Below are 12,321 nucleotides of genomic sequence, written 5' to 3' on the forward strand. Positions count from 1 at the left end.
AGCATGCGCAGCGGAACGTTTGCCCTTCGATCCGAGCAGGATGTCGTGCTCGGTCGCCAGGCCGTGCGAAAACTGGCGCTGGAATGCGGCTTGCGCCTGGTGGACCAGACCAAGCTGGTCACCGCGGTCAGTGAGCTGGCACGAAACGCCGTGATCTACGGCGGTGGCGGCGACATGGACTGGGCCATCGTGGAGGAGGGCGCACGCAAAGGCGTGCAGCTGGTTTTTCGCGACAACGGCCCGGGCATCCCCGATATCAAGCAGGCCATGACGGACGGCTGGACCTCCGGCAACGGCCTCGGCCTGGGGCTGGCGGGCGCCAAGCGATTGGTCGACCAGTTCGATATCCAAAGCGCGCCCGGGCAGGGTACGCGCGTCACCATCACCAAATGGAACTGACGCTGGCTGGTTCGCCGGCGCTCAGCATCACCCTCGACGAGGTCACGCAAGTGGGCCAGGCCCGCCGCTGGGCCCAGCAGCTCGCTACGGACACGGGTTTCGAAGCCTCGGACGGCGGCCGCGTGGCGCTGGTGGCCACCGAACTGGCCACCAACGTCATCAAGCATGGCCAGGGCGGCATCCTTCACCTGCGGGAGATTCCAGGACGCAGCGTGCGCGGGGTCGAGATTGTTGCGGTCGACCGCGGGCCGGGATTTCATCTCGCCGCCTGTCTGCAGGACGGGTTCTCGACCGGCGGCACGCAAGGCATCGGCCTGGGCGCGGTGGTTCGGCAATCGCAGCTGATGGACGTCTATTCGGATCAACGCGGCTCGGTGGTGCTGGCACGACTGTTCCCGCGCCAGCAGGCCGACGAGGATATCCGCTTCGGCGTGAGCCAGACCGCGCTGCATGGCGAACACTTCTGCGGCGACAGCTGGGCGCTGGCCGTCAAGGACACGGTCTGGACCATGATGATGGTGGATGGGCTGGGTCACGGCGAGGCGGCATCGGTGGCTGCGGCTGCGGCCGTCAAGGCCTTTGCCGACCATCCGCAGGCGGAACCGGCCGTGATGATGGACGAGATGCACCGCTCGATGATGGGCACGCGCGGCGGCGCCGCAGCGGTCGCCCGGGTGGACACCGCGCAGGGCTCGTTGCGCTTCGCCGGCATCGGCAACATCTCGGCCTGCGTCGTCAGCGCCGAGGTCACGCGAGGCCTGGCCTCTCATCCGGGCATCGTGGGCGCACAATTCAGGCATGCCCAGACCTTCGATTTCGGCGATATCATCGGCAAGCTGCTGATCATGCATTCCGATGGGCTGCAGTCCCGCTGGCGCATGGCGGACTATCCGGGGCTGCTGCATCGTCACCCGGCGGTCATCGCGGCGGTGCTGCATCGCGACTTCAACCGAAATCGCGACGATGCCACCGTGATGGTCGTCGCCCTGGAGCGCACGCATGTCTGAATCCAACGAGCCCGGGTCCACCCTGCAGGACGAACTGGCACGCCTGCGCGGCGAGGCCCAGGCGCTGCGCGCCGAACTGGACGAAACCAATCAGGGCGTGGTGGCGCTCTATGCGGAGCTGGACAAGCAGGCCGAGCAACTGCGCGAGGCCTCGGAGCTGAAGAGCCGCTTCCTTTCCTACATGAGCCATGAATTTCGCACGCCACTGGGCTCCGTGCTGAGCATCGCGCGGCTGCTCACCGATGAAATGGATGGGCCCCTTACGCCTGAGCAGCATCGCCAGGTCAACTACATTTCGGTGGCGGCGCGCGAGCTGAGCGAGATGGTGGACGATCTGCTCGACCTGGCCAAGATCGAGGCCGGCCGCATCACCATTTCGCCGGCCTGGTTCGACATGATGGATTTGTTCGCCGCCTTGCGTGGCACCTTCCGTCCGATCACCGAAATGACCGAGGCCGACCTGATCTTCGAAGATCCCGAAGGCATGCCCAAGCTGTATACCGATGATCGCAAGCTCTCGCAGATCCTGCGCAACTACATTTCCAATGCGCTGAAGTTCACCCCGCGCGGCACCGTGAAGGTATCGGCGCATCTGCAGGACGACGGCACCGTATGCTTTGCCGTGCGCGATACCGGCATCGGCATTCCGGCCGATCTGCGGCAGGACCTGTTCAAGGATTTCAGCCAGCTGGACTCGCCCCTGCAGAAACGCCTGCGCGGTACCGGCCTGGGGCTGGCGCTGTGCAAGCGCTATGCGGAATTGCTGGGCGGCCACGTCGGCATGGACAGTACGCCGGGCGAAGGCTCGGTGTTCTTCGTGGTTCTCCCGCTCAAGCTTCCGGAGGGCGCCATCGATGCCACGCCATAGTCCGCTGCTGATCGTCGACGACAACGCGGCGACCCGTTATTCGATACGACGCGTGCTGGAGCGCCACGGCTATCCGGTGATCGAGGCGGGCACCGGCTCGGAAGGCTTGATGTTGTTGCAGCAGCATGCGTTCGCCGCCCTGGTGCTCGACGTGAACCTGCCCGACATGAGCGGTTTCGACATCGTGCGCCAGCTGCGCAGCCAGCCCGGTACGCGCCTGCTGCCGGTGATCCATGTCTCGGCCGCGTCGATCGAGACCGGCGATCTGATCACCGGACTGGATGCGGGCGCCGATGCCTATCTCATCCATCCGGTGGACCCGGACGTGCTGTTGGCGACGCTGCGCACCCTGCTGCGCGTGCGCAGCGCGGAAGATGCCTTGCTGGAAAGCGAGGCGCGCTTCCGTGAAATCTTCACCAGCGCCATCGCGCCCATCGCCGTGATGGACTCGGGCTTCGTCATCCATGAGGCGAACGACGCGTTCGTGCGCCTGCTCGATGGCGCGGTCGACCCGGGCAAGCTGCCGGCCGCATTCGAGCCGGGGCAGGACGACACGCTGGATCAGTTGCGCGGCCATCTGGCGGAGCGCAAGCGCTGGCGCGGCACCTTTTCCATGCGGCTGCGAGAGGTGGTGCGCCGGATCGAGTGGCGCATCGCGCCGTATCGGGCTCCGGACCTCGGCCTGGTCTTCGTCGAGGACGTCACCGAGCAGTGGCGGCGCGAGCAACGCCACGTGGCGGCGCTGGAATCGGTCAATACCCAGCTTGCGCTGGAAATCGCCGAGCGCGAACGCACCGAGTCGCAACTGCACCAGGCGCTGAAGATGGATGCGCTGGGCAAGCTCACCGGCGGCATCGCGCACGACTTCAACAACCTGCTCACCACCATCATCACCGGCATCGACCTGATGAGCCGCCACGTGGCCGAAGGGCGCGTGGAAGGGGTGCAACGTTTCGCCGACATGGCGCTCGGTTCGGCGCGCCGCGCGGTGTCGCTCACGCATCGCCTGCTGGCCTTTGCGCGGCAACAGCCGCTCGACCCCAAGCCGGTCGACATCAATCAGCTGGTGCGTTCGCTTGGCGACTTGCTGCACCGGACCATCGGCGAGCACATCGAATTGCGCTTCGACCTGATGGACGGCACCGGCGTCGCCAAGGTCGATGCGAACCAGCTGGAAAACGCCATCATCAACCTGGTCATCAACGCACGCGATGCGATGCCCAGCGGTGGCGAGATTCGCGTGCTGACCGCCGCCACGACGCTGCACGGCGACAAGGAACTGCCTGACGGCGACTACGTGCAGGTCGCCGTGATCGACAACGGCACGGGCATCGAGCCCGAAGTGCTCGAGCGCGTGTTCGAACCGTTCTTTTCGACCAAGCCGATCGGCAAGGGCACGGGCCTGGGCCTGTCGATGATCTACGGCTTCTCGCGGCAATCGGGCGGACGCGTGGCCATCTGCAGCCAGCAGGGCGTGGGCACGGAAGTGCGGCTCACCCTGCCACGCGGACAATTGCAGGTGGAAGAAGAGGCCGACGTCGACATCGACTGGGCACAGGGGCAGGGCGAAAGCATTCTTATCGTCGAGGACAACACCTCGTTGCGCGCACTGGCGCGGGAGCTGCTCTCCGACGCGGGCTATCAATGCACCGAGGCCGAGGACGTGGACGCGGCGTTGCGCGTCCTGCGCGGCGACAGCGCCATCCACCTGCTGCTGACCGATGTGGGCCTGCCGGGCATGAACGGCCGGCAGCTGGCGGAAGCGGCACGCGCGTGGCGACCGGCGCTGCCGATCCTGTTCATGACCGGCTATGCCGAGAGCGCCTTGACCAACAACGAACTGCTCGACGAAGGCATGGACATCCTTATCAAGCCCTTTGAGATCGAGCAGCTGCTCAGCAAGGTGCGCGGCATGCTCGCTTGAGCATGCCGCCGACTCGCCAATGAATGCGCACGCGCTGCGCATGCTCCTTTGGCATTGTCCTAACAACTTGGCTGCGCCGCTGAATAAGCGCGCGCGACAACAGCGTGCTTTCTTTTAATTTCACAGGGCGGGCACTGCGCAATTCCTAAAACTGATCCCGTCGCAATGTGGCGGCTCAGGAGAATGCTATGGATAAGAATCGCGTCGAAGGCACCAAGCACGAAGTCAAGGGCGCCATCAAGGAAGGCGTAGGCAAGGTCACCAACAATCCAGTGAAGGAAGCGGCCGGCAATATCGAAAAGAACGCCGGCAAGGTGCAGAAGGAGATCGGCAAGGAGCACGATCGTCAGCGTGACGCCGACAAGCACTAAACCGTAAGGCTCCTCAGGGAGAGCGGCGCTCGGCAGGGCGCCGCTTCCCTGTCCGGGCCGGGTGCTTAGCCGGGACTGATTTCCCGCAGCACGTCGGCGCAGCGCACGCTTTCGCCGGCAATGCGCTGAAGCACCGAGCGCAGGCGTTCGTCGTCGCGGCCGCAAGGCGAATCCAGTGCGAGATCCGTCAGCAGCACGATATTGCTGAGGATGTTGTTGGCGCGATGTACCGAAGCCATGGCGGCCTGCTGGCTGTCGCCCGCATTGATCTCCGCACCCAGCATCTGCCAGCACAGCAGCGGCCATATCAGCATGCTGAGTTCGGCCAACAAGCCCAGCGTTTCGTTGACATCGGCGTCGTGCATGAAATAGACGCCGAGCGAACCGAATTTCATCGGACCCTGTTGCAAGGGCACCATGGCGCCGCCGGTGATGCCGCGGTTGCCCAGCCAGGTGTCGCTTCCCAAAGTGCTCGCTTCCAGCGCGAACGGCGCCGTCGCGGCCAGCGCGCGTTCAAACGCGCTGCCACCCAGCGGGTGCGGATCGCGTGGCAGCGTCTGCAGCGATTGACCGTAGAACGAGGAGACCGAGCCGTGCGTGCCGGCGCCATTGATGCGCACCACCAGGCATGCCTCGGCACCTACTTGTTGGCCAATGGTGGCCAGCAGCCATTGCATGGCTTCGGTGGCCGAGGGGCGGCCGAAAGCTTCGCCCATCCAGCCTGGAATGGCGTTGCTGAAGCTCGACGGCGAAACATTCATGGCTTGCCTGCAGTCACCCATAGTGGTGACGGAGATGAAGTCCGGTGCGCTGGCGCACTCGTTTGACGGCGTATCCAAACGATAGGCTCAGCTCACCAGCGAAGGCGGGCACGAGCACGCGCGGCTCGCTCGCCCAAGTGTACGCCCGCCCATGCCACGCCAAACGCCGCCGGCCAAAGCGCAAGGCGTAACGGTGGCGGAGCCAGTGCGCTGCTGGCCAGCAACACGCAGGCCAGCACCAGCAGCAAGTCCGCGCCCAGGCGTCGGCGCCGGCAATCGGCCACTTTACGAAGATAGATCGCCATGGCCTCGTCGAAGGCGGGCCGCTCGTCGAGCGAGGTGGTGCTTCGTTCCCGCGTGGCCATCAAACGCATTCAGCTTCCCCCAGCCGGCGCCACCGTGGCGCATGAAGGCATGGTAGCGGCAGCGGAGGTGATGACCGTATCAAGAAATCGTATGCAGGAAATTCAGGCGCGGGCACGGCAAAAAGGCGGGATTGACAGCGTCGGCGGACTGTTGAAAATCAGCCAAATCGCGTTACGAAAAAGTGAGGCTGCCGCTGAAAAGCGCGCCGCTCACCCACGTCGTGCGGCCGGACGATGGTGCAATCAGGGGGTTGGATGGAATCGGTGGGTCTTCGCTCGCGCATGAGGCGAGGCATCGTCGGCGGCTTCATGCTGCTCGGCGTCGCCTGCGTGTTGATCGTGTTCGCCGTGGCGTCGAGTTTTCGCGCCGAACATTGGGTGCAGCATTCGCTGGAGATGCAACAGAGCACGTGGGAGCTTTTCAGTCTGGTGCAGGATGCCGAGACCGGCCAGCGCGGCTATCTGCTCACCGGCGATCGCTCCTACCTCACGCCGTTCCTGGAAGCCAAGACGCAGCTTCCCGTGCGTGAAGGCAAGCTGCGCAGCATGGTGACGCTCAGTCCCGAGCGGGCCGGACAACAGGCGCAGTTGTTCGAGCTCATTGCCGCGAAGATGGACGAACTTGGCCGCACCGTGCAGTTGCGCGACAACGGACAGGTCGATGCAGCGCAGGAGCTGGTCGAGGGCGATGCGGGCCGGCAGCTGATGGTGCAGATCCGCAGCGTCGTGATGGGCATGGACCAGGGCGAGCAGGACATGCTGCGCCGGCGTAGTGCGTCGATGGATACGCAGCGCTTGCTGCTGATGATCGCCATCGTGCTCGCCATCGGCCTGGCCGCTGCGCTTGCCTATATGGTGATACGCGAAGGACAGCAGCATGCCGGCGCGCTGGCCCGTTCGGTGCAGGCGCTGGAGCACGAAATCGAGCAGCGCGAAGACGTCGAAGCCCAGCTGCGGCAGGCGCAGAAGATGGAGGCGATCGGCCAGTTGACCGGCGGCGTCGCGCACGACTTCAACAATATGCTCGCCATCATCATCGGCAACCTGGAATTGCTGCTGCGACGGCTTCCCGGCGACGATCCGCGCGTGCAGGGCCCGGCCAACAACGCCTTGAACGGCGCCATGATGGCGGCCGAACTCACCAAGCAACTGCTGGCCTTCGCACGCCAGCAGGCACTGCAACCCAAACCCACCGACATCAACCGCTGCATTCGCGACATGTCGGCCTTGCTGCGCCGCTCGCTGGGCGAAAACATCAAGATCGAGACGATCCAGACGGGCGGCCTGTGGCCCGCTTTCGTGGATCGCGCACAGCTGGAAAGCGCCATCGTCAATTTGGCGGTGAACAGTCGCGATGCCATGGGTGGCGCCGGCAAGCTGACCATTGAAACCGCCAACACGGTGCTCGATCGCTCCTACGCGCAGCAGCACCTGGAAGTCACCGCGGGCCAGTACGTGATGGTGGCCGTCACCGACACCGGCGGCGGCATGTCGGCCGAGGTGATGCAGAAGGCCTTCGATCCGTTCTTCACCACCAAGGAGCTGGGCAAGGGTACCGGCCTGGGACTCAGCCAGGTGCATGGCTTCGTCAAGCAATCGCACGGACACATCAAGATCTACAGCGAACTCGGCGTCGGCACCACGGTGAAGCTCTATCTGCCGCGCGATTTCTCCGAGGCGCTGGACGAAGGCGTCGACATCCACGGCGAGGAGGCGATCCACGCGCATCGCAAGGTGCTGGTGGTGGAGGACGACCAGGACGTTCGCCTGTTCGTGGTCAATGCACTGCGTGAGATCGGCTACGAGGCGGTGGAAGCGGCGGTTGCGGAAGCCGCCCTGCGCGAACTGGAAGCGCATCCCGATGTGAGCGTGCTGCTGACCGACGTGGTGATGCCCGGCATGAACGGGCGCCAGTTGGCCACGCGTGCCAAGGAGCTTTATCCGGAACTCATCGTGGTCTACATGACCGGCTATACCCGCAATGCCATCGTCCACAACGGCATCCTCGACGCGGGCGTGCGTCTGATCAGCAAGCCGTTCACCATGGTGGAGCTGGGTCGCGAGATGCTGGCCGCGATCAACGAGGGCGCCGCCGAACGCGGCTAGCTGAAACGAAACCGGCGACTCTCCGGCGATTTCACGCATGGCTCACCGCGGAATCACGCCGCAGGGCTTTTGCTCACGATTCGCCTCATGAGGAGTCCGGCCATGGCTCGCCCGATCTGGAACGGCACGCTGTCGTTCGGCCTGTTGAACGTGCCGGTATCGGTGATGCCGGCCGAGCGGCGCGTGGACCTGCATTTCCGCATGCTCGACAGCCGCAGCAATACGCCCATCCGCTACGAGCGCGTCAACGCCGATACCGGCGAGGAAGTGCCGTGGAAGGACATCGTCAAGGCGTACGAGTACAAGAAGGGCAGCTACGTGGTGCTGCGGCCGGAAGACCTCAAGTCTGCCTCGCCGGAAGGGCGTGAGGCGGTGGAGGTGGAGGCTTTCGTCGACGCGGCCTCCATCGGGCCGGAGTACTACGAAAAGCCGTACGTGCTGGTGCCGGGAAAGAAGGCCGAAAAGGGCTACGTGCTGTTGCGCGAGACGCTGCGGCGCACCGGCAAGATCGGCATCGCCCGGGTGGTCATCCGCACCCGCGAATATCTTTCGGCCGTGATTCCCAAGGAGGACAGCCTGCTGCTGGTATTGCTGCGCTACCCGCAGGAGCTGGTGGACGTCGGGGACTACGCATTGCCCGCCGGCAAGACGGCCAGTTACCGCATTACCGCCAAGGAAATGCAGATGGCCGAGCAACTGGTCGATTCCATGTCCGACCAGTGGAAGCCGGGCGATTACCGCGACGAATTCCGCAATCGCCTGCACAAGGTGATCGAGAAGCGCATGAAGTCCAAAGGCGTGGTGACGCCGCTGGTGGAGGACGAGTCGGAGATGGCGGAGAACGCCAGCACCAACGTGGTCGATTTCATGTCGCTGTTGCAGAAGAGCCTGGCGAGCAAGAAGCGCACGCCCGCCAAGAAGGCCGCGTCGCGCGCCAAGCCCAAGGGCGGCGGCACGGCCAGCAAGCGCGCCACCGCCAAGGCGACGAAGAAGACATCGACGCGCAAGCGCGCGCCACGGCGTTCGGCCTGATCGCTGCACGGCTGACTGACTCGCCGCTGGCTCGTCACGCGATCGAAACGCAAAACCGACGCGTGTCGTATGAGGCGTTCTGCAGCATCGCGCACTCACCTTGACGAGAGGGAACGTGATGACCCAGAGCAAACTCAAAGGCCGCAAAGTTGCGCTGCTCGCCACCGACGGCTTCGAGCAATCGGAGCTGATGGAGCCCAAGCGACTGCTGGAGGAAGCCGGCGCCCAGGTCACGGTGATCGCACCGGATGGCAAGCAGGAGATCACCGGCTGGCACAAGAAGGACTGGGGCAGGAAGGTCGCGGTCGACCAGTCGCTGGATCAGGCGAAGGCCGAAAGCTTCGATGCGCTGGTGCTGCCCGGCGGCGTGATGAATCCGGACAACCTGCGGCAGCTGCAGAAGGCGGTGGATTTCGTCAAGGCCTTCGGCGATGCGGGCAAGCCTATCGCCGCGATCTGCCACGGGCCCTGGACTCTGATCAATGCGGGGCTGGTGAAAGGGCACACGGTGACGTCATGGCCTTCGCTGCGCCTGGATCTGGAGAACGCCGGCGCTACCTGGGAAGACCGCGAAGTCGTCACGGATGGCCAGCTCATCACCAGTCGCAAGCCGGACGACATCCCTGCCTTTGTCGATGCAGTGATCAAGAGCCTGGCGGCCTGATCGGCATCAGGACGACTTGGGCTTCTGCTCCGGATTGTTCTGCGGCTCGTGCGGCGTGTGTTCGTTCGGCATCGTCCCGCCCTTGGACGGCGTAGGCTGCGGTTCGGGATAGCCGGAGGTGCCGGGTGGCTGCTGCGGTGTGTGTTTTTGCTTCTTGTCGGCGCTCATGCTCGCGGCCTCCTGGTCAGATGTGTGACGAGGCTGTCGCGCCGGAGTTCTACGCCGCGTCGCGCGGGCGTGAGCATCGTGTCGCCCGTTCAGGCGCGCATGCTCAGGCCGGCTTGCGCGTCCTGAAGGCGAGGCTGATGCGCGGCCCCAGCGGATGCGTCTGCTTGGGAATGCCGTGGTCGTAGTGTGTCTGCGTTTCCCAGCTCATCAGCAACAGGCTGCCCGGCGCCAGATCCAGGTCCAGGCGTCGGGGCGCGAGATGCTTCTTGCTGCGGATGTGCATGCGGCGCGTCTCGCCCAGTGAGATCAAGGCGATCGGACATCCGTCGACCAGGTCGCCCAGGCGGTCGTTGTGCATGGCGACGCTATCGTGCTCGTCGCGATAGAGGTTCAGCCCGATGCTGTTGAACGACGCACCCGTCGCCGCGCATGCCTGCGCGAGCGCCTCGCCGAGCGGCCATGGCAGCCCGGGATCGTCGGCGGCGAAATGCGCGGTCAGGCGCGGCACGTCCAGTTCGCGTTCGTACATCACGCGGCGCTGCTGCCGCCAGATCGGGCTGTCGAGCAGGTGCGCATGCCAGGCCGCGGCCTCGTCCGGCGCGATGACGTTGTCCTGGTAGACCATCCGCCCGCTGAAGTCGTCCAGCAGTACCAGCGGGCCTTGGGGGAACAGCGAAAACTGGGTCACGGAACGGCGCGGTGGACGAGTGGCGATGTCCGCAAGATGGGGGCGCCGGTCCAGGAAATCGAGGACTAGATCTCGTCCGCCCTCGAGCGGTTCTGGGCGGTTTCCCAGGCGGTGTAATCGTCGGGCTCGTCGATATCCGCGAGCGCGGCGGGCAGATCGAAGGCATCGACCTGCGCCGCATGTTTTTCCAGCAGCGAGCGCGCGCCTTGCGGACCCTGCAGGGCGCTGAGTTCTTCGGCATAGGTCATGGGGAAAATGCACGGCGGGCTGAGCGCGCCCTCGTGCCCACAGGCAAGGATGCGCTGGGGTGCCTGGGCATGCGCGGTCAGCATGTTTTCCAGATCGTCGAGGCGGATCGCCGGCTGGTCCGCCAGCAGCACCATCAGGGCCTGCAGTGTCGATGCCTGCGCCATCAGCGCCTTGACCCCTTCGGACAACGAGCTGCCCATGCCGCTCGCCCATTCGACGTTTTCGACAGCCACCACGTCCAGGTTGTTGAGGCAGTCGATCACCCGGTCGCCTTGCGCGCCAACCACCACGATCACCGGCTGCAACCGCGCGGCCAGGGCGTTGCGCGCGATCCGCCGCACCATCGGTTCGCCATCGATGGCGATCACCTGCTTGAGCGCGCCGTAGCGGCTGGCACTGCCGGCCGCGAGAATGATGGCGCCGATCTGCAGGTCATGGCGGCTCATGGGTGGATGGAGACCTGCGAATGCACCAGCGATCCGCCGCTGCGGCCGTTGCGTGTCGCCAGGATTTCCGCGGCGATCGCCAACGCGATCTCCTCGGGCGTTTCCGAGCCGACGTCCAGTCCGGCGGGCGCGCGCAGGCGAGGATCGGGGCGTGGCAGGGCGGCGCGTATCTGCTCGGCGCGCTGGCGCGAGCCGATGCAGCCGAGGTAGGGCACGGGCGTGTCGAGCAGCTCACCCAGATACGCCAGATCGTGTTCCAGTCGATGGGTCATGACCACCACCGCGGTCATGCTGTCGAGCCTCACCTGGCCAGACAGTGAGCGCGGCGATGCAGTGAGCTGATGTGCGCCGTCGAGCGCTTGCCGAGGCTCGCGCTGGCTGACCACCGTCGTGTGCCAGCCGAGCTGGCGAGACAGCCGGGCCAGTGCGGTGGCATCGGCGCCGTCGCCGATCACCACCAGGGCGAGCGGCGGTCGCAGCGATTCCAACAGGATGTCGTAGTGCCTGCCGCTGCTCTCCACGGGGCGGGCGACGGCCGCGCCGCCGTCGATGGTCGAGACGGCAAGCTCCGCCAGGACGCGTTCGCCCAGCGCTGGCTGGCCGATGTTGGACCACAGCGTCTGCTCGCCCTGCACCAGTCGCTGCGGGCGACCCGACAGCGCATCGCCATTGCTGGCAAAGACCGAGGCCATTGCGCCGGATTGCCGCCGTTCGCGCAGCTGTGCAATGGCATCGAGAAAGAGCAGGTCGTCCGGCTGCTGCCAGGGTTCGATCAGCACTTCCAGTTCGCCGCCGCAGCCGGTCTCCAGCATCACGTCGAAATTGCTTTCGCGACCATAGCCGACCAGGGCCGGCTGACCTTGCTCCATCGCCCGTTGCGCACGCAGCACGATATCGCGCTGGGGGCAGCCGCCCGACAGTTCGCACACCAGCGTTCCGGTACGCATCACCAGCATGCTCGCCCCGGCTCGTCGAAAGGTCGAGCCGCGCGTGCGCGTGATGGTGATCAGCGCCGCCGGGCTGCTGCCGCCACGCCAGTCCAATGCCCGGGCGGCGCGGTACAAGGGTTCGAATTCCTGCGTCACGTTCATGGCGGAAGTCAGCAACGAATCGCGTGGACGCTGCGTCAAGACGGGCGATCGGTCTTCACCTGTCCTTTCTTTTCAGCGTAGGAAGATCATCCCGTTTCACTCCTGGTGCCGGCTGCGGCCGGCGCCGAGGGCATTGCCGGCAGCCAGTCGCCACCGTGTGCGAGCCTTGCAAGGGGTCTTCG

Annotated in this window: 14 protein-coding genes; 8 read left to right on the forward strand and 6 right to left on the reverse strand. The window is 65.3% G+C overall.

Annotated features, from left to right (window positions below; all coding sequences use genetic code 11):
* The first annotated feature begins 3 nt into the window (after positions 1 to 3).
* The 5 genes from ISP20_RS13090 (at position 4) to ISP20_RS13110 (ending at position 4,569) form a co-directional block, all read left to right on the forward strand.
* Positions 4 to 399, forward strand: coding sequence for an anti-sigma regulatory factor (locus ISP20_RS13090; RefSeq protein WP_204636526.1), 396 nt, complete (start codon positions 4 to 6; stop codon positions 397 to 399).
* Positions 390 to 1,406, forward strand: a complete 1,017-nt coding sequence (locus ISP20_RS13095) for an ATP-binding protein (protein ID WP_204636527.1) — start codon at positions 390 to 392, stop codon at positions 1,404 to 1,406. The genes ISP20_RS13090 and ISP20_RS13095 overlap by 10 nt, the downstream gene beginning before the upstream one ends.
* Positions 1,399 to 2,274: a sensor histidine kinase gene (locus tag ISP20_RS13100; RefSeq protein ID WP_204636528.1), complete on the forward strand. Its 876-nt coding sequence runs from the start codon at positions 1,399 to 1,401 to the stop codon at positions 2,272 to 2,274. The genes ISP20_RS13095 and ISP20_RS13100 overlap by 8 nt, the downstream gene beginning before the upstream one ends.
* Positions 2,261 to 4,198 carry a response regulator gene (locus ISP20_RS13105; protein WP_204636529.1) on the forward strand — a complete coding sequence of 646 codons (1,938 nt, stop codon included), beginning with the start codon at positions 2,261 to 2,263 and terminating at the stop codon, positions 4,196 to 4,198. Before ISP20_RS13100 ends, ISP20_RS13105 begins: the two co-directional genes overlap by 14 nt.
* A gap of 188 nt (positions 4,199 to 4,386) precedes the next feature.
* Positions 4,387 to 4,569, forward strand: coding sequence for a CsbD family protein (locus ISP20_RS13110; RefSeq protein WP_204636530.1), 183 nt, complete (start codon positions 4,387 to 4,389; stop codon positions 4,567 to 4,569).
* Positions 4,570 to 4,634: 65 nt separating this feature from the next.
* Here the strand turns inward: ISP20_RS13110 and ISP20_RS13115 are convergent, their stop codons facing one another.
* The gene (locus ISP20_RS13115; RefSeq protein WP_204636531.1) at positions 4,635 to 5,330 is read right to left on the reverse strand and encodes a hypothetical protein; all 696 of its coding nucleotides are present in this window, start codon (positions 5,328 to 5,330) and stop codon (positions 4,635 to 4,637) included.
* A gap of 92 nt (positions 5,331 to 5,422) precedes the next feature.
* Positions 5,423 to 5,704 (reverse strand): hypothetical protein, encoded by a 282-nt coding sequence (locus tag ISP20_RS13120; protein WP_204636532.1) that lies wholly within the window; start codon positions 5,702 to 5,704, stop codon positions 5,423 to 5,425.
* 273 nt (positions 5,705 to 5,977) lie between these two features.
* Here ISP20_RS13120 and ISP20_RS13125 point away from each other — a divergent pair, with 273 nt between their 5' ends.
* The 3 genes from ISP20_RS13125 (at position 5,978) to ISP20_RS13135 (ending at position 9,497) form a co-directional block, all read left to right on the forward strand.
* Positions 5,978 to 7,801, forward strand: a complete 1,824-nt coding sequence (locus ISP20_RS13125; RefSeq protein ID WP_204636533.1) for a CHASE3 domain-containing protein — start codon at positions 5,978 to 5,980, stop codon at positions 7,799 to 7,801.
* Positions 7,802 to 7,903: 102 nt separating this feature from the next.
* A complete protein-coding gene (gene ku / locus ISP20_RS13130; RefSeq protein ID WP_204636534.1) occupies positions 7,904 to 8,833 on the forward strand; it encodes a non-homologous end joining protein Ku in 930 nt (309 codons plus the stop codon).
* Positions 8,834 to 8,951: 118 nt separating this feature from the next.
* On the forward strand, positions 8,952 to 9,497 hold the full coding sequence (locus ISP20_RS13135; protein ID WP_204636535.1) for a type 1 glutamine amidotransferase domain-containing protein: 546 nt from the start codon (positions 8,952 to 8,954) through the stop codon (positions 9,495 to 9,497).
* Positions 9,498 to 9,503: 6 nt separating this feature from the next.
* Here ISP20_RS13135 and ISP20_RS13140 read toward each other — a convergent pair whose 3' ends face one another.
* The 4 genes from ISP20_RS13140 to ISP20_RS13155 all read right to left on the reverse strand — a co-directional run bounded on the left by ISP20_RS13140 (position 9,504) and on the right by ISP20_RS13155 (position 12,178).
* A complete protein-coding gene (locus tag ISP20_RS13140; RefSeq protein WP_204636536.1) occupies positions 9,504 to 9,665 on the reverse strand; it encodes a hypothetical protein in 162 nt (53 codons plus the stop codon).
* Between the two features lie 103 nt (positions 9,666 to 9,768).
* Entirely contained in the window at positions 9,769 to 10,353 is a 585-nt protein-coding gene (locus ISP20_RS13145) for an alpha-ketoglutarate-dependent dioxygenase AlkB (RefSeq protein WP_338031001.1), read from the reverse strand.
* Positions 10,354 to 10,418: 65 nt separating this feature from the next.
* The gene (locus ISP20_RS13150) at positions 10,419 to 11,048 is read right to left on the reverse strand and encodes a nucleotidyltransferase family protein (protein WP_204636537.1); all 630 of its coding nucleotides are present in this window, start codon (positions 11,046 to 11,048) and stop codon (positions 10,419 to 10,421) included.
* Positions 11,045 to 12,178 (reverse strand): XdhC family protein, encoded by a 1,134-nt coding sequence (locus tag ISP20_RS13155; RefSeq protein WP_204636538.1) that lies wholly within the window; start codon positions 12,176 to 12,178, stop codon positions 11,045 to 11,047. Before ISP20_RS13155 ends, ISP20_RS13150 begins: the two co-directional genes overlap by 4 nt.
* Positions 12,179 to 12,321 lie beyond the last annotated feature (143 nt).

Origin of the sequence: Dyella kyungheensis (assembly GCF_016905005.1) — a bacterium.
Classification (GTDB): Bacteria; Pseudomonadota; Gammaproteobacteria; order Xanthomonadales; family Rhodanobacteraceae; genus Dyella; species Dyella kyungheensis.